Annotated in this window: 14 protein-coding genes; 8 read left to right on the forward strand and 6 right to left on the reverse strand. The window is 55.6% G+C overall.

Features of this window, described 5'->3' with window-relative positions; translation table 11 throughout:
* Nucleotides 1-41: 41 nt before the first annotated feature.
* From pgm to ALQ04_RS08795, 5 genes are all read right to left on the reverse strand, one after another.
* Entirely contained in the window at nucleotides 42-1,688 is a 1,647-nt protein-coding gene (gene pgm, locus ALQ04_RS08775; protein ID WP_122315357.1) for a phosphoglucomutase (alpha-D-glucose-1,6-bisphosphate-dependent), read from the reverse strand.
* 102 nt (nucleotides 1,689-1,790) lie between these two features.
* Entirely contained in the window at nucleotides 1,791-4,118 is a 2,328-nt protein-coding gene (locus ALQ04_RS08780; RefSeq protein ID WP_409077245.1) for an ATP-dependent DNA helicase, read from the reverse strand.
* A 104-nt stretch (nucleotides 4,119-4,222) separates the two neighbouring features.
* Nucleotides 4,223-5,629 (reverse strand): PLP-dependent aminotransferase family protein, encoded by a 1,407-nt coding sequence (locus tag ALQ04_RS08785; protein ID WP_122315358.1) that lies wholly within the window; start codon nucleotides 5,627-5,629, stop codon nucleotides 4,223-4,225.
* An 87-nt stretch (nucleotides 5,630-5,716) separates the two neighbouring features.
* Nucleotides 5,717-7,219, reverse strand: coding sequence for a hypothetical protein (locus ALQ04_RS08790; RefSeq protein WP_122315359.1), 1,503 nt, complete (start codon nucleotides 7,217-7,219; stop codon nucleotides 5,717-5,719).
* A gap of 566 nt (nucleotides 7,220-7,785) precedes the next feature.
* Nucleotides 7,786-8,808 carry a zinc-dependent alcohol dehydrogenase family protein gene (locus ALQ04_RS08795; RefSeq protein ID WP_122315360.1) on the reverse strand — a complete coding sequence of 341 codons (1,023 nt, stop codon included), beginning with the start codon at nucleotides 8,806-8,808 and terminating at the stop codon, nucleotides 7,786-7,788.
* A 309-nt stretch (nucleotides 8,809-9,117) separates the two neighbouring features.
* On the opposite strand from ALQ04_RS08795, the gene ALQ04_RS08800 reads away from it, so the two are divergent.
* From ALQ04_RS08800 to ALQ04_RS08840, 8 genes are all read left to right on the forward strand, one after another.
* Nucleotides 9,118-10,032: a LysR substrate-binding domain-containing protein gene (locus ALQ04_RS08800; RefSeq protein ID WP_122315449.1), complete on the forward strand. Its 915-nt coding sequence runs from the start codon at nucleotides 9,118-9,120 to the stop codon at nucleotides 10,030-10,032.
* 368 nt (nucleotides 10,033-10,400) lie between these two features.
* Nucleotides 10,401-10,700: a His-Xaa-Ser system protein HxsD gene (hxsD, locus tag ALQ04_RS08805; protein WP_034103415.1), complete on the forward strand. Its 300-nt coding sequence runs from the start codon at nucleotides 10,401-10,403 to the stop codon at nucleotides 10,698-10,700.
* Entirely contained in the window at nucleotides 10,697-12,184 is a 1,488-nt protein-coding gene (gene hxsB, locus ALQ04_RS08810; RefSeq protein WP_122315361.1) for a His-Xaa-Ser system radical SAM maturase HxsB, read from the forward strand. Before hxsD ends, hxsB begins: the two co-directional genes overlap by 4 nt.
* A gap of 5 nt (nucleotides 12,185-12,189) precedes the next feature.
* Complete coding sequence (hxsC, locus tag ALQ04_RS08815; protein WP_122315362.1) at nucleotides 12,190-13,419, forward strand: His-Xaa-Ser system radical SAM maturase HxsC; 1,230 nt, start codon at nucleotides 12,190-12,192, stop codon at nucleotides 13,417-13,419.
* Nucleotides 13,416-14,018, forward strand: coding sequence for a His-Xaa-Ser repeat protein HxsA (hxsA, locus tag ALQ04_RS08820; RefSeq protein WP_122315363.1), 603 nt, complete (start codon nucleotides 13,416-13,418; stop codon nucleotides 14,016-14,018). The genes hxsC and hxsA overlap by 4 nt, the downstream gene beginning before the upstream one ends.
* A gap of 51 nt (nucleotides 14,019-14,069) precedes the next feature.
* Nucleotides 14,070-14,531, forward strand: a complete 462-nt coding sequence (locus tag ALQ04_RS08825; RefSeq protein WP_259644970.1) for a hypothetical protein — start codon at nucleotides 14,070-14,072, stop codon at nucleotides 14,529-14,531.
* Between the two features lie 221 nt (nucleotides 14,532-14,752).
* On the forward strand, nucleotides 14,753-16,405 hold the full coding sequence (locus ALQ04_RS08830) for a VPA1262 family N-terminal domain-containing protein (protein ID WP_122315364.1): 1,653 nt from the start codon (nucleotides 14,753-14,755) through the stop codon (nucleotides 16,403-16,405).
* Nucleotides 16,406-17,043: 638 nt separating this feature from the next.
* Nucleotides 17,044-18,951 carry a hypothetical protein gene (locus ALQ04_RS08840; RefSeq protein ID WP_259644971.1) on the forward strand — a complete coding sequence of 636 codons (1,908 nt, stop codon included), beginning with the start codon at nucleotides 17,044-17,046 and terminating at the stop codon, nucleotides 18,949-18,951.
* A 1,350-nt stretch (nucleotides 18,952-20,301) separates the two neighbouring features.
* On the opposite strand, the gene ALQ04_RS27210 is transcribed toward ALQ04_RS08840, so the two are convergent.
* Complete coding sequence (locus ALQ04_RS27210) at nucleotides 20,302-20,625, reverse strand: hypothetical protein (RefSeq protein WP_409077246.1); 324 nt, start codon at nucleotides 20,623-20,625, stop codon at nucleotides 20,302-20,304.
* Between the last annotated feature and the right edge of the window lie 3 nt (nucleotides 20,626-20,628).

Below are 20,628 nucleotides of genomic sequence, written 5' to 3' on the forward strand. Positions count from 1 at the left end.
ACTCATGCCGCACAGCAAGAGTAGCCCGAATGCCCTGCCTGTCACTTCGGCGCAATTGCCTCGTCGACCAGAACCTGAGCTTCAGCCACCAGACGCTGGAGATGATCCGCGCCGACAAAGCTTTCCGCATAGATCTTGTAGATGTCTTCGGTACCGGATGGACGCGCAGCGAACCAGCCGTTCTCGGTCATCACTTTCAGGCCGCCAAAGGCCTGATCGTTGCCCGGCGCATTGCTGAGAATGTGCTGGATCGACTCACCGGCCAGTTCAGTGGACTTGACCTGATCCGGTGACAGCTTGCTCAGCAGAGCCTTCTGTTGCGGACTGGCCTTGGCATCGACACGGGTCGAGAACGGCTCACCCAGTTCATCGGTCATGGTCTTGTAGATTTCGCTCGGATCGCGGCCCTTGCGTGCGGTAATTTCCGCAGCCAGCAAGCCTGGAATCAGACCATCCTTGTCGGTGGTCCAGACCGTGCCGTCACGGCGCAGGAACGAAGAACCGGCGCTTTCTTCACCGCCAAAGCCCAGCGCCCCCTCGAACAGCCCTTCGGCAAAGAACTTGAAGCCCACCGGCACTTCATACAGACGGCGTCCCAGACGCGCGGCTACACGGTCGATCATGCCACTGCTGACCACGGTCTTGCCGACTGCGGCATCGGCACGCCATTGCGGGCGGTTCTGGAACAGGTAATCGATGGAAACCGCCAGATAGCTATTGGGCGTCATCAGCCCGCCAGTCGGGGTCACGATGCCATGCCGATCATGATCCGGGTCGCAGGCAAAGGCCACCTGATAGCGATCCTTGAGGCCGATCAGGCTCTGCATCGCATGGCTGGACGATGGGTCCATGCGGATCTGGCCATCCCAGTCCACGCTCATGAAGCGGAAGGTCGAATCGACGAACTTGTTCACCACGTCCAGATTCAGACCGTAATGCTCGCCGATGGCCGACCAGTAGGCGACACCCGCCCCACCCAGCGGATCGACACCCAGACGCAGGCCGGCGTTGCGGATGGCGTCCATGTCGATAACGTTCTTCAGGTCTGCCACGTAGGTGTTGATGTAATCGTGGCGATGAGTAGTGTCGGCGCGCAGGGCCTTTTCATGGCTGATGCGCGATACGCCGACAATCTTCTCGGCCAGCAGCTCGTTGGCCTTGTTCTCGATCCACTTGGTGATGTGGCTGTCGGCCGGGCCACCGTTGGGCGGGTTGTACTTGAAGCCACCGCTTTGCGGCGGGTTGTGCGACGGGGTAATCACGATGCCGTCGGCCAGGCCGGAAGTGCGGCCACGGTTGTAACAGATGATCGCGTGGGACACCGCTGGCGTCGGCGTATATTCGTCACCGGCGGAAATCATCACCTGTACGCCGTTGGCGGCCAGCACTTCCAGGGCCGTGGCAGCAGCAGGTGTCGACAAGGCATGGGTATCGGCGCCGAGGAACAGCGGACCATCGATGCCGTTGGCCTGACGGTACAGACAGATCGCCTGGCTGATGGCCAGAACGTGCCACTCGTTGAAGCTCAGCTCGAACGAGCTGCCACGGTGACCGGAAGTACCAAAGGCCACGCGCTGGGTGGCAATCGCAGCATCCGGCTGCCCGGTGTAATAGGCCGTTACCAGTCTCGGGATGTCGACCAGTAACTGCGCGGGGGCCAGCTTGCCGGCGAAAGGACTGAGACTCATACAACCTCCACGGAAATGGGGACAGGAAATTCGGTTCTGGCGAAAACGCCAAGGGTGCGGCAGTTTACTGGCAGTTTGACCATAATGCTTGGCTATCGATCCCTAAGTGACTGACTTGGCGAGCTGCCACCAGGCCGGGAACAACTGTTGGACCTTGCGCTCGGCAAAACGGTCGTCGATCAGCATGACGACGCCACGATCATCCTGACTGCGGATCACTCGCCCGGCAGCCTGCACGACTTTCTGTACACCCGGATAAAGATAGGTGTAATCGTAGCCAGCGCCGAACAAGGCAGCCATGCGCTGCTTGAATTGCTCGTTGACCGGGTTCAACTGGGGCAAACCCAGGGTGGCGATGAACGCGCCAATCAGCCGCGCGCCGGGCAGATCGATACCTTCGCCGAACGCCCCGCCCAGCACCGCAAACCCGATGCCCTGGCTGTTCAGGGTAAAGCGTTCGAGAAAGGCCTCCCGCTCGCCTTCGCTCATGCCGCGCTGCTGCTGCCACAACTCGATCTGCGGCCAGCTCTGGCGCATCAGTTCAACCACTTGCTGCAGATAATCGAAACTGCTGAAGAACGCCAGATAATTGCCCGGCTGCGCCTGAAACTGTTCGCCCAGCAAACTCACGATAGGCGCCAGCGATGCCTGACGATGGCTGAAACGGGTGGAAATCCGGCTGACGATATGCACGTCCAGTTGTTCATGATGAAACGGCGACTCGACATCGATACAGACGGTTTTTCCGGGCAATCCCAACAGGTCGGCGTAATAGCGCTGCGGTTTCAGAGTAGCCGAAAACAGTACGGTCCCCAGCGCAGCGCTCAGACGCGGCGCAATGAAGCGGGCCGGCACCACATTGCGCAGGGTCAACCGGGACAGCCGACGCTTGCTGCCCCGCTCGCGTACCGCGATGTCGAAAATGAAATGCTCATCGAACAGCTCGGCAATCCGCGCAAAACCGATGGCCTCGAAGTAGAAGCCTTGCAGTGTTGCGTCCAGCGCCTGCGGGTACTCATTGAAGTAGTCGCCTATCGCCGTAATGCACAGGTTCAGGCTGTTAAGGAATTTGCCCGGCACCTCGGAGTAAGCCTGATAATCGCCCGCCTGCTCCTTGTGCAGCGCACTCCATTGTCGGGCGAGTCGCTGCAAGGCTTTGTGCAAGGGCTGCGGCGCGCTTTGCCGCAAGGTATTGAAGCTTTGCTGATCGAGGCTGGCGCTGTACATCTGCCGGGCACGCTCGACCATGTTGTGGGCTTCGTCCACCAGCACTGCCACGCGCCACTGATTGAACTGGGCCAGGCCGAACAGCAAGGCACTCAGGTCGAAATAATAGTTGTAGTCCGCGACCACCACGTCCGACCAGCGCGCCAGTTCCTGGCTGAGGTAATACGGACAGACCTGATGCTGCAAGGCAACCTGGCGCACACCAGCCTGATCCAGCCATGGCGCACTCAGCGCGGCACTGCGCGCAGCGGGCAAGCGATCATAGAAACCGTTGGCCAGCGGGCAGGAGTCGCCATTACAAGCCTTGTCCAGATGCTCGCAGGCCTTGTCGCGGGCAACCAGCTCCAGCACCCGCAACCTGAGCTGCGGCGCGCTGCGCCCAATCACTTGCAGGGCATCGAGCGCCAGCTTGCGACCGGGGGTCTTGGCGGTGAGGAAGAACACCTTGTCGAGCTTTTGCGTCGGTGCCGCCTTGAGCATCGGAAACAGCGTGCCCACGGTCTTGCCAATCCCGGTCGGTGCCTGGGCCATCAGGCAGGAACCTGTGCTGACCGCCTTGTAGACCGATTCGGCCAGCATCCGCTGCCCGGTACGGAATGCCGGATAAGGAAAGGCCAGCGTCTTCAGGCTCTGGTTTCGCGAGGAGGTGTGCGCCAGTTCCTGTCGCGCCCAGTACAGGAAAATCTCGCATTGCTGCTCGAAGAAACCGCGCAGTGTTTCGCTGCTGAAGTGCTCGCGAATCACCGTTTCCTGCTCGCTGACGATATTGAAATACACCAGCGCCAGGGTGACTTCTTCAAGGTGCAAATGCTGACACAGCAGCCAGCCATAGATCTTCGCCTGCGCCCAGTGCAACTGGCGATGATTGGCAGGCATGGCATCGAGTTCACCGCGGTAAGTCTTCACTTCCTCCAGTTGCTTGAGCGCCGCATCGTAGCCGTCAGCCCTGCCCCTGACCGTCAGCTCCCGATAATCACCGCTCAACGACAACTCGGCCTGATAGGCCGCACCCCGCCGCGCAGCCACCGTGCGGTGCCCGGCAATCCCTTCCTGGGCCGTCGGCGAAGGCGTGAAGCGCAGGTCCAGGCTGCCGGTCTTGGCCGTGAACTCACATAACGCACGCACCGCCACGACATAACGCGAGGGCTCGGCGTCAATGGCGGGCGGTTTCAGGTCGGGGCGGGAAGGAATCGTCAGGGTCACTGCACAGGGAACTGTTGATTGCCGATACTGGATAAGCGTACAGATAACAGCCTTTACCCGGCTCTGGCAAACACAAATGGATCGACGGCTCTACGCATGGGCCTTCAAGGTAGCCGTGCCTGCTTCAAGGCTTCGGCCAGAGCGGTCAGCAGGCGGGAAATGTTCTGCGTCCAGTCAATCGCGTAACCAATGCGCAGACTTTGTCGATGCAAGCCCTGCAGGCTGAACAATTCCCCCGGCGTAACGATGATCCGTTGCTGCAAAAGGCTCTCGAACACCTGGCGCATGTCCACCCGATGCACACTTTGCACCCATATACCGCAGCCGCCTTCCGGCAGCTCATAACGCAGCAGTTGCCCCAGATGGCGATCCAGCAACTGCACCATCATCTGCATGCGCTGCGCCAGCAGTTCCCTGAGCTCGACCAGATGAGCATCCAGCCGTCCGCTGCTGCACAGCCGGGCGACAGCCTTCTGGCGTATCGGCGGCAACTCGAAAGCGCGCAACAGGAAATACTGCTGCCACTGGACATCGAAATGTTTGCACAGCAGATATCCATAAGGCGCTTCCGGGCCTAGCAGCTTGTCGAAACTGCCGACAATCAACAGCCGTTGCGGATCGACCAGATCCCGCAAGCGGTCTTGCTGCGGATCGAAGACCAGCTCGCCATGGCTGTCGTTTTCCAGCACCCAGACCCGATAACGGTTAAGCAACTGGGCGACGGCATGCAGGTTGGCAGCCGGCAAGGTGCTGCACTGCACCGGATTGAGCCGCGAAGGCAAAACCGCCAGGCCAATGTTTTCGGTCAGCAGCACTTGATCCAGTGCCGCGGCATTGATGGCGCCTGTCTCGTCCAGCGGCATCTCGATGACCCTAATATCGAACGATTGCAACAGCCGCAACAACGTCCAGGAACACGGCGATTCCACCAGTACAGTGGCGCCACGCAAGCGCAGGACGTCGACCACAGCGCTGAGCATGCCCGGCATATCCGGCCCGATATAGACGTTTTCCGGGTGCCAGCAGCGCTGCGCATCACGGGTGTAGCGAGCCGCCAGGGCGGTACGCAGCTCCAGATCGCCAAAGGGCTGAAATCCGGAACTCAGCGGGCGCGGATAATAGCGCAGCAGTTCGCGCTCCATGGCCAGCAGCGGGCTTTCCATCGACTGCAGCAACGTCGGTTCGTCATTGCCCAGTTCCCAGCCACCGGGGCGGCGCACATGTCGGTAATAGACTTCCAGCAAATTACCGTTATCGAAGAGCGGTTCCGGGTTTTCCTCACCGCTGCCGCTGGGCAAGGCGTAATAACCGGACTTGGGCATTGAACACACCCGCCCTTCCTTTTCCAGCAGCGAATAGGCGCTTTGTACCGTCGAAATCGATACCCGCAGACGCCGGGCCAGTTGCCGCAAAGACGGCATTTTGGTCGTGGCGTCGGTTTGCACTTCGTCGATCAGACGGACGAGATAGCGGTAGACCGCCTGATAGGCGAAATCCGTTTTGTTTTTCATTGGAGACGATCCGGCGCTTGGCCAAAAGGGCGATAGCGACATGGCTGATACCGCATCAACGACAGCAGCCATGCGCCGAACAGAGACTCAACGGCCGGAGAGCACTTCAGCCATGACACCACCGGTTTCGGGGTCAACCGTCACGATTCGGCATTTATCCGGGTCGGCGGCACGGACCCTGGCGATGATCGAGCTCTCGTTGTCGAAGTTGACCCGCGACTTGCAGTACAGGTTTTGTAAGCCTTTGAGGCTCAGGCCACTGATATCGACCAGCCATTGCATGACCTGCTCGGGAGCGGTCAGGCCCGAGAGCACCTTGTGCAGGTCCGGCAATGCCACCAGCATCCCCGGATGGCAGGAACGCAGAAAGGCTTCAAGCTCCCGCCCGCGATCCACAAAGGGCGAGAAGATCATGCACACCAGTTGCGCCTCGTTCAGGCCAAATCCGTCCTGCGCATAACTGGCGGCCAGCTCACGACGCGATTCGATACGTTCCGGGCCTTCATAGCTATCCATGGCCTGCTTGATCAGCCGCGACGGCATCTGTTTCCTGCGCATCAGTACCCGCGCCAGAGACAGGTACTCGGCAATCCCCTCGGCATAGCGACGGCCTTGCAGGTATTGCGCCTTGAGACCGCGGATATGGGCCATCAGTAGCGGATTGGCGCAGTCCGACTCGCTGAACGCAAAGGCCAGGTCATCGAAGCGAAAGCCCAGAAACTCAGTCAGCAGATTCCAGTGCTCCTCCACCTTGCAATTGACCAGGTCACAGATACTGATGAATGCCGGGACAACCGCCTGATTGGGATAAACGATGGCGCGCGGCGATTTGGCCTCTTCATCGCCTTCGCCATAGAGCTCATGGAAATAAGCCTGACCAATGTTGCCGATGGTTCGCAGGATGCCATTGAGGTTCTGGCCACTCCAGTTGCCTTTACCCTGCCCCGTGCGCTGGGCGAGACGCATCGCCCAGGTGACGTAGTGTTTCTGCTCTTTGCGCGAGTCGCCACTGACCACCGCATCCACACCACTACCCCAGCTCGAAGCCCGGCCCAGAAACTCGGCCAGCCCAAGGTAGCAACGATTACAGAAGGTTGTGCGCCCATCGCCCGCCGTCAGATGACCGCCAAGCAGCATGTCCGAGCGGTTCTGCTCGCGCCCGGCGCTGGAGAACGGCAGGTCCGGCTCGAAGGTCTGGGTGTATTGATTGTCGACCACCAGCATTTCCACCCGCGGATCGTCATACAGGAACAACGCCGAGTAGGTGCGATGGATGTTATCCATCACCGCCTGGGTCATGCCCACATGGCGCATGTTGGCCACTCGCAGATTGAAGGTCCCGGGCGACCGACCGGCAATACTCAGTTGCGCAGCCCTGAGGAAAGCCAGCGTATAAGCGCTGTCCTTGCCGCCGCCGAAAGCGATCAACACCTTGAAGCTGGAAATCCGCTCGATACCGCCCGCTGCAACGATCAATCGCTGAATCAAGAGTTGCAGCGCCGTGCGCTCGGCCCTTGTGAAGTAGCCCAGCAAGCGCTGCAACACTTGCTGGTAGACATAATTCATGGCTTGTTCGTGAATGGAGCTCATACTTTTTCACCCACCCCTTTATCAAGGCACGGCACACTACAAGGGCGGCATTTAATATCAGGCTTATACGCGAGTTTATAATCGATCATGACTCATTCCCTGAGTAAGAATTACCAAACTATTATCGGTATCCCTAAAACAATTACAAGGTACAGTTCAACAGCAAAAGCAATACACCAAGTTTAAACAAAGCCCACTAATAAACATTTGGTTTAATGCGCACCACTCCACCCCGCACCCCCCATGCCCGGCCCTGTCGAGCCTGAGCCACCCGGCAAGCGCTCTGGAAACGGGCTACGCATTCACAGCGCTGAAGCGCCCGACAAAAAATACTTTTCAGGCCGTAGGAAATGCTATTCGATGCCGTGTGTGTCTGACAGACAAATTAAACATAAAGCATCATCACTAAAACTTTTAAAACCTCATCACCCAACAACCACTCATCCCGACACGCGGAGAATTCTTTAAACAACTAACTCCGCCTCTGAAAAAGCATCCCGACTGAAACTTTCACCCATAAAAAAGCCCTCCGGAACAGGAGGGCTTCAAGGAACTTGTGGCACGGACTACAGCGGATCGATTTCCAGCACTGCGCGTCCGCCAATCGGGCAGGTATCCATGTAACGGTGGGCCTGAACCACTTGCTCGAACGGGAAGCTGCGAGTCGGCAGCGGCAGCAGGACCCGATCGGCCGTCAACTGATTGATGTCGCGCAAGGCACGTTGCAGCGCCTCGGCGTCCTGAACGATATCCAGCTCGGGCTTGCCGGTAAAATTGCCCAGGCAATGCACGAAGAACTGGATGTTCTTCTGGAACGCCGCACAGGCTGGAAACGGTGTCTGGTTGCCACCTTGCAGACCATACAGCACCAGGCTGCCACGCGGCGCCAGCACATCGCCCATGATCGACATCTGCGGACCGCCCAGACCATCGAACACGGCATCCACGCCGCGATTGTCGGTGTACTTGTTGATGGCCATGAGCAGATCCTGCTCTTCGGTCACCACCACCTTGTCGGCACCTTGCGACAGCAGATAATCACGCGCATCGGCAGTTTTGGTCGCCGCGATCACCTTTGCGCCCAGCGCTTTGCCGACCTGCACGAAGCTCGGACCGGAACAGTGACTGGCATCCGTGACCAGAACGGTCTGCCCGGCCTTGATCCGTGCCAGATCGACATAGGCAAAGTAGGCAACCAGCATTGGCGTGTAATGCACGCTGGCTTCGACAGGGCTCAGCACGTCGGGATAACGGGTCAATGCCGAACGCGGCAATACGATGGACTCGCCATACACCGGATGCCGGTTGGCATCGGCAGCCGGAAAGCTGGCGACCTTGTCGCCAACGGCCAGGTCGCTGACGCCTTCGCCGAGAGCCGTGACGACACCGGCCATCTCGTAGCCCAGGCCAGCAGGCAGACGCGCCTGGGTGGAAGCAAGATTTTGCCGCCAGAGAACGTCATACCAGCTGACACCGATTGCCTGGACACGCACCTGCACCTCGCCGGGAGCGGGCAGCGCGTCAGGATGCTCTTCAACCTTGAGCACCTCGGCCGGGCCGAACTGGTGAAAACGGATCGTGCGGGACATTTAGAACCTCGCCTTGTATACCTTGATGCCGTGAACTCTATCCGGGCTCTGCCGACAACACTATCAGTAGCTATTAATAGTCGACATGCCTGTCATCGATTGTCTCTCATGGGCCGGGCGATAGCGCCTGACAATCCCTGCAAGCCCGTGTACTCATGGGCGGCCATTGTTGGCATGTCGACGAAACATTGCAACCTGTGTGGACATTTAAGGCGGCACAATGAATTTTCGATGCGCGTTATCGGCGTTTGCTCGTACTATCGCAACCTCGCAATGCACCAAATCGACAAATGGCCCGAGATACCCCGCATGAATCGCAACGACCTGCGTCGCGTCGACCTCAATCTGCTCATCGTTTTTGAAACCCTGATGCATGAACGAAGCGTTACTCGTGCGGCCGAGAAGCTGTTTCTCGGACAACCGGCAATCAGCGCAGCCCTCTCGCGCCTGCGCGGGCTGTTCGATGATCCGCTGTTCGTGCGTACCGGGCGCAGCATGGAACCCACCGCCCGTGCGACGGAAATCTTCGCCCTGCTCTCCCCGGCGCTGGACTCGATCTCCACGGCAGTCAGCCGCGCCTCGGAGTTCGACCCGGCGACCAGCACCACCGTGTTCCGCATCGGTCTGTCCGACGACGTCGAATTCGCCCTGCTGCCAACCCTGCTCAAGCGCCTGCGCTCGGAAGCACCGGGCATCGTGCTGGTCATCCGACGAGTCAATTACATCCTGATGCCCGCCCTGCTGGCCTCTGGCGAAATCTCGGTCGGCGTCAGCTACACCCAGGACCTGCCCGCCAACGCCAAGCGCAAGGTACTGCGCAGGAGCAAGCCGCAACTGCTGCGCGCCGACTCGATCCCCGGCGCCCTGAGCCTGGACGACTTCTGCACCCGCCCGCACGCCCTGGTGTCATTCGCCGGCGACCTGAGCGGCTTCATCGACGAATACCTCGAAGCAATCAACCGCAAACGCCACGTCGTCCTGGCCGTCCCGCAATTCAACGGCCTGGCCACACTCCTGACCGGCACCGACATCATCGCCACCGTGCCGGACTATGCGGCGCAGGTGTTGACGGCGGCTGGCGGGGTTCGTGCGGAGGATCTGCCGTTGGAGACGCAGACGTTTGAACTGCATATGGCCTGGCGCGGGGCGCAGGATAATGATCCGGGGGAAAGGTGGTTGAGGTCGCGGATTCAGATGTTTTTTGGGGATCCTGAGAGTCTTTAGACGTCGTCTGGCAGGCTGTTCGGCTGATCATTTCTGCCTTTCCACAAACCATGGAGCTCCATTCATTTCCGGTGGTTTGCTACATTGGGGGCACATCTGAGGGCATGCTTTGGATGGTTTGAAAAGGATGCCCCCAACCTAAGGCCAAGCAGGCTATTGATGAGGATAGCTCTGACCGGACTCTCTGTGAGTTGCTATACCGGCCTGAGATTTTCAGCGAAACGGTGAACATGCAGCCGATGAACATTTGATGATTCTTCGCATTCACACTGAATAGATGCGTGCAAATGTAAAAAATTATGATGGCATAATGCCTCGGAAAGCGGCAATATCCACACGTTCCCAACGGATTTTAAGGAGCGGTTCCGATGACATGGCCAGTCACGCTGAAGCTCGATATCTCAGCCTACCCGCTCAGCGTGGTGCAACGCGCCGCTTATTCACTGGCCGACACTGTCGCAATCCAGATCGGTATTGAAGCCAATCAAATTAGCCTCACGGCCCACCCCGCTGAAGCAAGGTTAACGCTTTCCCCGGAGCAGGCTCACTCACTGATCCTCCAGCACCTGAACGACTTCGCCCTGCGCGACCATATCAACCGCGAAACAGCAGGGTTACGTGAAATCCTGGCCCGAGCCGCGCTCGCTGGATGTGGGATTTCCCAGTGACACTAATTGCGACAGACGCCAAGCACTACCGCTTGCTGCCTTTTCGATTCATGCGCATGAACACGGGACAAGACCGTGACATCCTACTCACCTCCGATACCGGTGAGTACATGCACGTGAACGACGCGCAATTACGAGCCCTCAGTTACTTCGACGTTCAAGCAAGTACGCCTTTTTACAAGGACCTGCTGGCCCGCCACTTCATCTACGAATCAGGTCGCCACGACCCGTTCCCGGAAATGGCCGCGCAGTATCGCAGCCGCAAAGACTTCCTCTTCCAGGGCCCTGCACTGCACTTGTTCGTGGTTACATTGCGCTGCAACCACACCTGCCAGTACTGCCAGGTGTCGCGGGCCCCTCTGGGCGGATCCGGCCACGACCTGTCGGAAGCGGATGCACAGGCGGCGGTCGATCGCCTGTTCGAATCGAACGCTCCCGCCCTGACTGTGGAGTTTCAGGGTGGCGAACCGCTTCTGGCCTTCGGGCGCGTCCGCCAGATTGTCGAATGGGTCGTTGAACGGAACGTGGTCGAACAACGGGATATCCAGTTCGTCATTACCACCACGCTGCACCACCTGACGGAGGAAATACTCGACTTCGCAGAACAAAATCGCATCCAGTTTTCCACCTCGCTCGATGGGCCGGCGCCCTTGCACAATGCCAACCGCCCTACCCCGTCACGAGACTCCTACGAACGCACTGTAAAAGGCATCCAGTGGGTCCGTGAGCGCCTTGGCCATGATGCAGTTTCCGCGCTGACCACGCTGACTTCAAGAAGCCTCGAACAACCTGAAGCGATCATCGATGAGTATGTAAACCAGGGCTTCTCCAGCATCTCGCTTCGGCCTTTGAGCCCCTATGGGTTTGCCACCAAGAGTGCCCATCGACTTGATTACCCTATTGAGCGATACCTGGCCTTCTACAAGAAGGCACTGGCCTATTTGCTGCTTATCAACCAACAGGGCGTATACCTTTCAGAGAGTTATACGAGCCTGTTGCTGAAGAATATCCTGACACCCTTCTCCTCCGGCTATGTAGACCTGCGCTCCCCCGCTGGCGCAGGCACTGCGGCGCTGGTCTACAACTATGACGGTTACGTCTATCCCTCGGACGAAGCCCGAATGTTGCTGGAGATGGGTGAAGACGGCTTGAGGCTCGGCACCGTGCAGCAACCCTTGTCTGAATTACTCGCATCGCCCGTTATGAATGCGTTGCTCGCCAGTGGTGTAGCAGAGGCGCTGCCGGGCTGCTCCGATTGCGCACTTGTCCCGTACTGCGGTGCTGACCCCATCGAACACTACGCCCGTCAATCTGACCCGATCGGACACCGAGTGTTCAGCAGCTTCTGCAAGAAGAACATGGGGCTGCTGAAGCATCTTTTCGGCCTGCTTTGCGATGGCGACGACAACGTGCAGAGAGTGCTGCTGTCTTGGTTGAGCAGGCGCTCTTACAACGATGTTCGATTTCCGGGTTACAGGGGCTGACGGCGATGCTGCGCAAAGATACCCGCTTCGAAATCCATCACCTGAATGAGCCGAAACTGCTCAAAGTCATCACTCTGGATGAATTCATCGAACAAGGCCTGGCTGTTTGTGCCGGAAGCGCTGAATTCGGTGACCTGCTGCTTTGGCTGCCAAACGAAGAACGGCTACGGAGCCCGCATCTGCTCTCATTACCAGTGGGTGGATTCCTGATCCCGGAGCCATTGATCGGAGACTTCGACAGCGCGCGGCCACACCTGCACACCCCAAAAGATACGGATGTCGTGCAGCCCGGCGATGTCATTGCCATCACACCAGGCAACGCGTTGGTGCGAGTGCTCTATCGACGAGGCTCAGACAGCAACCTGCTGTTCATGACCGACCGTTGCAACAGCCTCTGCCTGATGTGCTCGCAGCCGCCCAAAGATATCGATGACCGTTGGCACATCGAGGAGAACCTACGGCTGATCGACCTGATGGACCCGGGCGAGGAAAACCTGGGAATCAGCGGCGGAGAACCAACGCTTTATCGCGACGGTTTGCTCGAAATCCTGGCCAAGTGCAAAGCCGTTTTGCCGCAGAAATCCATTCATGTGCTCAGCAACGGGCGTCTGTTCCAAGACCCAAGCTGGATCGCAGCGATCTCTACCATCGGCCACCCTCAGTTGAGCTGGGGCATCCCGCTTTATGCAGACAATGCCGAAGACCATGACCATGTGGTGCAGGCTCCAGGCGCTTTCAGCGAAACCCTGCAAGGTCTTTACAACCTGGCCCGCGCCAACCAGATCATCGAGATACGCGTGGTGCTCAATCGCCTGACCACGCCACGCTTGCCCGAACTCGCTCACTACGTATTCAGGAACCTGCCCTTCGTGCGGCATGTTGCGCTGATGGGTATCGAGAGTACCGGCCTGGCCAGGAAAAACTACGAAGAACTGTGGATTGACCCGCTGGACTATCAGGAGTCGTTGAGCCAGGCCGTGTATTTCCTGTTCAACCGCGGAGTGCCGGTTTCGATCTACAACTTGCCCCTGTGCCTGATCCCGGCCCACCTCTCGCGTTTCGCCCGCCAGAGCATCTCAGACTGGAAGAATCTGTTCATCGATACATGCCAACAATGCGCTGCCGTCAAACATTGCTCTGGCTTCTTCAAATCCCACACCGACCGCTGGCAGAGCCGCGGCGTACAACTACTATCGACCGAGGCCTTTAGCGCCTATGCAAGGAGTGCACAGTGAAATTGCTCGACCGCTGGAAAGTTCTGATCAGTGGGATCAGTCTGCTGCCAATAGCAGGTACCACCCTGGCACAGGCGGGCCATCTGCAACTCGCCGATGCGAACTGGCAACCCAACGATAAACTACAGCCCCCGGTATTTGCCGATACGCTCAATGCGCCAGACACCGTCAACATCTATGCGGCACATCGCTCGCACAGTTCACACCGATCCCACAGTTCGCATAGTTCTCACTACAGCGGCTCGGGTGGCTATAGCGCACCTCGCTACTACAGTCCACCCGCTACCAGTACCCGAAGCTACAGCGCGCCGAGTGCTTCGAGCAGCACCTCAAGCAGCAACAGTCTTTATAAGTCGTCTGGCACTACCAGCGGGACAAGTTCGAGCACTAGCCGCGCGACCAATGAGCAAAAAAGCAACCTGGTCATCCGTGTGCAGACCGCGCTGATGGTGCGCCAGTATTATCAAGGCACCATTGATGGCGTGATGGGCAAGGCGACACGTGGTGCGTTGATGGCCTTTCAGATAGACAGTGGGCTGACCGTGAATGGCCGGATGGATACGCCATCGCTGAATGCGTTGGGTATCAAGATTCCATAAGTCGCTTCAGGTTAAATCTAGCGTCCGTTCAGCAATAAAGGAAATTACCCCATGCAGCACATCATTCAAGTCGACAATACTCTCTGGGCATTGATCAGCCGCCTGCAAGGCAAGGAACTGCAAACACCATCGCGTGGCGCCCGTTTCCGGATCACGACCGTTGATGCAAATCGCGTTGTGATTGAGACCGGATCGGAAGACTCGCAGTTGGCGCTGACTCGGGCAGCTTTCCAGCAAACGTTGGACTACCTCGCCGGTAACAATCATTTCGGCCAAGCACACGCTGTGGAAATCAGTTCCAACCATACGTACGAAAAAACCGGCCCTCTTTGCCGGGTGACTCGTTACAGAGCAGAAGGCAAGGCGGGCCCTACCAACATCACCTACATTCTGCCGATTCTGGAGCAGTGCCAGGCAGTCGGCTGGAGAAGCGCCCAAGACAACTTCAACTTCGGCGTTCCTCGTCTGTGGGATCTTGCGGGTCAGTCTGGCCGAAGAATACCCCCCTCCTGAGGCAGCGCATGGACGATTCACTCAGCAGATTTTTTTGTGCCCCTTTGCTGATTAGCACACTGCTGTCCGCCCTTTAGCAGTATGTATACGACCATTTACATCAAACATCTGGACGCGGCGCTCAAGAAGCAAGATTGCTTTCTTGCCCTGCTTAAACTATCGCCAATTAGATAATCGCCTAATACAGAACCGCACAAACAAACATTTAGAATGAGCCCCACATGGACAGCAAAGAACAATATCAACAACATTCAAAATCTCTTGAAGGATTCAAGCATGCAGTTGTCCATTTAGCAGTATTAACGCCACCTGCCCCCACAGCAGAAGACACTCCTAAACGATTGACTTTCGCATCTGTATGGTTACTGGCCCCAGGACGACAGCCTCCACCAAGACCAATCAAACCTTTTTTAAAAAAACTTAAGGAAGGTACCATTGAAATTGATCGTATCACTCTGGAAGCGGAAGAGGCGATTCAGTGGTACAGAAGCGCATCTCATGAAATGAAAACGCCCTCCCCCATCCATGACAAACTTGAACGTGATGGAACCCCGCTCTACGTTGGTCACTTAAGTGACTTTCCTAGATGGCCAGTATTAGGTGTGCCGATTGAGGGTGAAGATCCAGCCGCTAAGCGTGAAAACTCCTCCATGCCTTTTCGCAATCAAGGCATTATTCGATATTCACGCCGCATTTCCAACAGTCAAGCTTGGCCAGACTTCCTGGATATTAACGGACAAACCGAAGAATCCGAAGAAGCCTTCCGCTTCCTCGAGCATCACATGCATGTTGACTTTAGAGAGTACCCAGAATACCTAGGCGGCATGACCCTCGCCGTTCCTGACCGTGATGTACACTCAATAAGGCAATTTGTTGACCCCAAAAAAGACGGCTCTGAATCCCTGTATTTTCATCTTAAGCCACATCAAGGGCAGACTCTTCGAGATCTCAGGGTGACGACATTCGAAGGGCAAGAAGGAATGCTAACCTCAGTTGAAACCTATGACGTTCCTGAGGATGGATTAGTTGAAATCAATAGGCCCTCCGCGATCCATATCTCTGGATTAACTCTAACTCATAAAGAACGAGGGGTGCTGATCCAAACACCCATGCGGTCATTCATGCGGCAGATGAACCTGACTACTGAGGTTATCGAGGAGCGACACAGAATTTCTGTCCCGGAAAGGGATGGAAAGAAAAGCCCGCAGCACAATTATGTTACTGAGAAGAAAACGGTAGCCTCCTCCCAAACATACGGTGATCCGATAGACAATACGGACGCGTACCGACGCTTGATCGACGCAAAAAGCGAACGCATTCTTAATCACAGCGCCAAAATTTATGACCAGACATGGTTCATGTCTGGACAACGCCAGGAAGCACTTGTCCATATCATAAGCAAAATCAAGAGTGCACGCTCGTCAATATTTATAGCTGACCCCTATTTTAATGCAAACCAGATAAATCAATTCCTATTCGCCGTTGAGCGCGACGACATCAAAATAAAAGTCCTGACTTCATTCCAGGCATTCAACAAAAATGCAGATCAAGAGACGGACTCTGAGCCTGAAGAGCCGCTGCAGGATTTTCGAGTTTTATTCGAAAAAACCTTAGGCGCATTCCACAGAGTGCACAATAACGACTTGGAAATCAAAGTCGTCAAATCAAAAAGCAGCCTCTTCCATGATCGATTTATCGCTGTCGACGGTCGCGTTTGGATGCTGGGCAGCTCGCTTAACTCGATCGGCACGCGTCCAACGCTCGTTATGCGAGTGCCACACGGCGAAATCATTCTAACTCACCTCATGAGTTTGTATGATCTATCGGTCACTTTGGATGATTTTTTAGCGCCGGCGGATGAAGCCGATGCGTAAATTATCGCCCGTATCTACGGTAAACATTGACACAGTCGTCGGAATCCAACTGACTCCACAGTTATTGATCCCGCGCGAGCCGTCATATCAGGAAGGCGAAAGCCGACATCACTTTCCCGGCTTTCATGCCATCATGGCCCGAAGGGATGTTGAGCATGTTCAGATAGTCGACGAATTTGCCCAAGCCATTAGCGCGTCACAGTCAAGAGTATGGATTATCGACAAGCATATATTCTCTGAGGACGGGGAAAAATATGATCACAGTAACAGAATCCAGAGAGTTGCAGATTGGTTTCTTACCGAGCAGCTAAAGTCAGTGAGGATCCTTACAAGCGGTCATAAATCAAAAGGCTTAATAGAGTCTAAGTTTGCCGAACTGGAAGAACTCGTGACCAATTCACGAGGAAAATCGGCACCCCCATTGAAATAAAAATTCTATTTTCGATCAGTGATTTCAACCACATCCATGATCCATTTGCGATAATCGACGACGAACTGTGGCACTTCGGTGCCACAGTTGGTGGTTTTCACCGGGGGGTCAATGCTGTCAGCCGCGGATGGGATGCCAACACCCATAAAGCGGTAGAGTTCTTTGACTTAGCCTGGGACAGGTCTAATACAAAATCGAGAAAATCGGCATGAGCACAGAATGGCAATTACCGCCAGCATATGAATCTCGCATGTTCAAAAGCTACACCATCGCTATGTCATTGATAAAGAGCTTTGCCGATGGCGACTTTGAACCTCCCCAGAAATTGATTTCTTCGATTAGGGACTATTTAGCTACACCTGACAACCCGAAATCCGCGCTAAGCCGGTTTACAGCGCAATTGAATATCGCGCCCGACGAACGGGACGTTTCTGACGACCCAATCATACAGGCGACCTTGATCATTGCAATAGTAGTGGCATGGGCCTCTTCGGAAACCGAAAACCGCTTTAGTGCCTTTTGGAAATTGGCTCGCCACTCCCGGTGGATTGAGAATTTTTGGGTTGATGCCGCGCTTATCATAGCCAATAAAGACACTGAGTTTAAATCTGTAATCTTGGGATTAGCCGATAAGCATTTCAACGATGCCGAGAAAGAACTTCTCGAAAAACATGGGATGGATCCTGAAAATCCAATCACCTTAGATGAAATTTGGCACGGGCACCTCCGGGAGAGCTACACTAATAGTTCCAGTTGGTCATGGGTTAAATTATTGGCGAACCTAAGCCCCAACAAGCTTTTCGAACTCATGAACTTCATGCAGAGCCCGATTCTCCTTAATCGGATACTCGACAGTCCCGAGTTTGACAGGAACCTTGAACTCTGGGAACACATGACACTTAAAGCTCCCGTTAGCTTTGAAAGCGATGGTTCTTGGCAGGGTGGCGCATTGCTGCCCAGCCTGATCCGGCATGGAGGCGCCAAGATAGTTCATTTAGGAGACAGCCCGGAGCACCCTCCAGCCGTTTTGGAGCCGCATATCAGATCACTCCTTACCCGCTTCGTGGATACCCTGGCGCAACGATCTGACTTCGAAGGAATATTTAAACGTTGGGGCACATGGCTCACTCGCCAATACCTTTACTTTCCTATCAGAGCCCCTAGTCGCAAAGTAATTCTTGATAGCCAGGATATTTTCTGGGCATTAGCAGAAAAAATCAGCCCTTCGTCCTCAAAAAGCATCTCCAAAATGTTAGACAACTCTTGGGAGCCATGGGTGTATCAATCGATGCTCGCGCTATTGCATTCAAAAATGCCCGAGCAATTTTCTGCGCCCGATGTAAAAAATTTCATAAAAGAATGGTACCTAACACCGACTGACTGGAACTCGAAGAAGGGTCAGCAACTCAGGCGCCATACAGATCAATATCATGCTAACAAACCTAACACTTACGCCTGCCGAGTACTTGGGTTCTCTATCGCCTTGAGTGATGACTTCACAAATCACTGGCTGAAGATGTGGAAGGGCAGCGTCGTCTTGAGGGAGATCTTAGAGTTCCGGCCAGTATACCAAATTTCGGGAGACTGGAAGCCGGCAGACGCCTCAGGTTTAATGCGTACGCTAGTGGACATTGGGTTGGGAATCCTTGATTGCACCGCCAGTGACCAGGACGCATTAGAGCCCGAAGTCGCGCCCAAATCCTCCGCACTCTTTCAAGCACTGTGGGATGCCACAACTGAAATGTTGAGCATTGACATTTATGGAGACGACTTCTGGGCACTCATGCAACAGCATCTTGCTATCCGCCGAGTACGGTGGACAGTCGGTGCCTTGAAGTCGCCTGAAAATGAATACCTCAAGCTCCTCGACCACACCGCTACCCCGAGCTCAATTACTGCACTGAAACTGATGCGCAGCAATACATCAACCTTCATCAGCCTGCTGCCCATGCTACTTCAGAACAACGTAACCAAAGAAGGTCTGAGGCATTTACTGAACGAGGCAGATGTCAATTTGACAGAGCTCGCACTGAGCGCTGCGAAGTACCAAGAGGCGCCAGAAAGGAAATTCAAGATTCTCCCCCACCACGTCAACTTGATCGAGGAGCTGGCTTAGTTACCTATACTATAGATAGTAAATCAGCAGTTACTTGAGCGAGAAAAAGGCCCGCGATGGGGGTGCGGGCCAACGCTTTTCAAGATTGATGATGCGTCACCCAAATGTTAGATCAAATCGGAGCTGCGGGCGCTATACCTCGTACCTATCAGGCATCCAGAGCCAATAATTTCTACCGGTTGTAGGTGCTGATGAAGAATTGACTCAACTGCCGAAAAAGCGCTGACCCAAGCAGCCTTCAAGACTAGGGCGGTCTGCGCGGGGTATCTACCTATCCATGGTGGGGCAGTCTTGCCCCAACAGGTAGGGCTCTTCCGCATCAGCGCCAACACGCATTCTTTGGATGGTTTGAAAAGGATCCCCCAGCCGGAGGCCAAACAGACTATTGATGAGAATAGCTCCGACCCGACTCTCTGCGAGTCGATAGTCCAGTCTGAGGCTTTCAGCGGAATAATCGGTGCCCGATAGTTTTTGAAACAGTATCGAAAACTGAAGATTCGCCACGTGGTGACCCGCATTGGGCCTCTCTGAGTGAAAACCAATTGATCATCCGTGAGCGGCTTGTTGGGTTTAGTGAATCAGCCCCTGATTTCGTAGAAACCTCCAAGCCCAGCACGCGGATGCAAATATTGGGTCGAACACAGCCGATCGGAGTTGTTACTCTCGAGCGAGAGCGGATTAGCGTGTCCTTAATGAGCCCCGCACCCTACCTCCAGATCCAATGAGGAGTTACACCGGAAGCCTGCCACTGCCATACTGGTGTCCATGAGAAATCGCCGCTCGCGAGCACTTTCGCACCCAGTGTAAATGGGGGCAAAACTGGGGGCATAATTAGTTTTTTTCAGGCTGAAAATACTCCGCTATAGCCCAGTCAAAATGTTTTTTAGGGATCCCGAGAGCTTATGATCCGAAGTCGAAACCATAAATGTATGTATTTAAATCAGTCGCTCTCGACACCCACACTCACTTCCAGGCTCACGTGTTGATGTACTTGACCGAGCAGAGACGCTGCCCAACGGAGAGACGGATATGGCGATCATGCGAATGAGACAAGCGCTGGGGCTCGAATCGTAGATTCCGATCGGCTTTCACGAGTCGCCTAGTGCTGCGGCTCGTGAAGTTCTCACCATGCCTGCCACCTCACACCAGTAACCAACAATGCACTTAGGCCGTGTCAGTGCCTTCTGCTGGCAGATCGCTCCGAAATGGCTCCTCCTGCATCATCCACTCCCAAGGCATGTTGCCCTGCTGCCGTCCATTCATGGAACACCAATCATCTAGGTTAGTGGGCAGCGAGATCATCCGGAACTCATTGGGCGCGAGCGTAACCTTGTAGACCGGGATGCCGATTTAGCTGCAGATGTTCAAGATCTCAAGCGCATGCGCATCCGAGATTTCAGCCCCAAGATGAACAGCCTTGAGGGGCGCTCGACGGTTGAAGCCTTTGACCTCTCTATCGCCATCTGGAATTACCCAGCGCCATTCACGCTCGTATTGCCAATCGACAGCCTTGCACAACGATGCAGCAATGCCAAAAAGCTCGTTGTAATCCTTGCGCAAACGGTGAGCTTTGAAGATATGAGTGATGTCGAACAGCTTTTCTGTGTAGGTGACCGGCCAGAGTGTGAGGGTTGGAAGCTCATTCCGATGAAGGCTTGTGAAGTCATACTCCATGGC

Source organism: Pseudomonas cichorii, assembly GCF_003700275.1.
Taxonomy (GTDB): Bacteria; Pseudomonadota; Gammaproteobacteria; order Pseudomonadales; family Pseudomonadaceae; genus Aquipseudomonas; species Aquipseudomonas cichorii_B.

Bases quoted from the DNA above. Each gene is read 5' to 3' on its own strand.
- pgm (WP_122315357.1), bottom strand. From the start codon at position 1,688: ATGAGTCTCAGTCCTTTCGCCGGCAAGCTGGCCCCCGCGCAGTTACTG.
- ALQ04_RS08785 (WP_122315358.1), bottom strand. From the start codon at position 5,629: ATGAAAAACAAAACGGATTTCGCCTATCAGGCGGTCTACCGCTATCTC.
- ALQ04_RS08790 (WP_122315359.1), bottom strand. From the start codon at position 7,219: ATGAGCTCCATTCACGAACAAGCCATGAATTATGTCTACCAGCAAGTG.
- ALQ04_RS08795 (WP_122315360.1), bottom strand. From the start codon at position 8,808: ATGTCCCGCACGATCCGTTTTCACCAGTTCGGCCCGGCCGAGGTGCTC.
- ALQ04_RS08800 (WP_122315449.1), top strand. From the start codon at position 9,118: ATGAATCGCAACGACCTGCGTCGCGTCGACCTCAATCTGCTCATCGTT.
- hxsD (WP_034103415.1), top strand. From the start codon at position 10,401: ATGACATGGCCAGTCACGCTGAAGCTCGATATCTCAGCCTACCCGCTC.
- hxsC (WP_122315362.1), top strand. From the start codon at position 12,190: ATGCTGCGCAAAGATACCCGCTTCGAAATCCATCACCTGAATGAGCCG.
- ALQ04_RS08825 (WP_259644970.1), top strand. From the start codon at position 14,070: ATGCAGCACATCATTCAAGTCGACAATACTCTCTGGGCATTGATCAGC.
- ALQ04_RS08830 (WP_122315364.1), top strand. From the start codon at position 14,753: ATGGACAGCAAAGAACAATATCAACAACATTCAAAATCTCTTGAAGGA.
- ALQ04_RS08840 (WP_259644971.1), top strand. From the start codon at position 17,044: ATGAGCACAGAATGGCAATTACCGCCAGCATATGAATCTCGCATGTTC.
- ALQ04_RS27210 (WP_409077246.1), bottom strand. From the start codon at position 20,625: ATGGAGTATGACTTCACAAGCCTTCATCGGAATGAGCTTCCAACCCTC.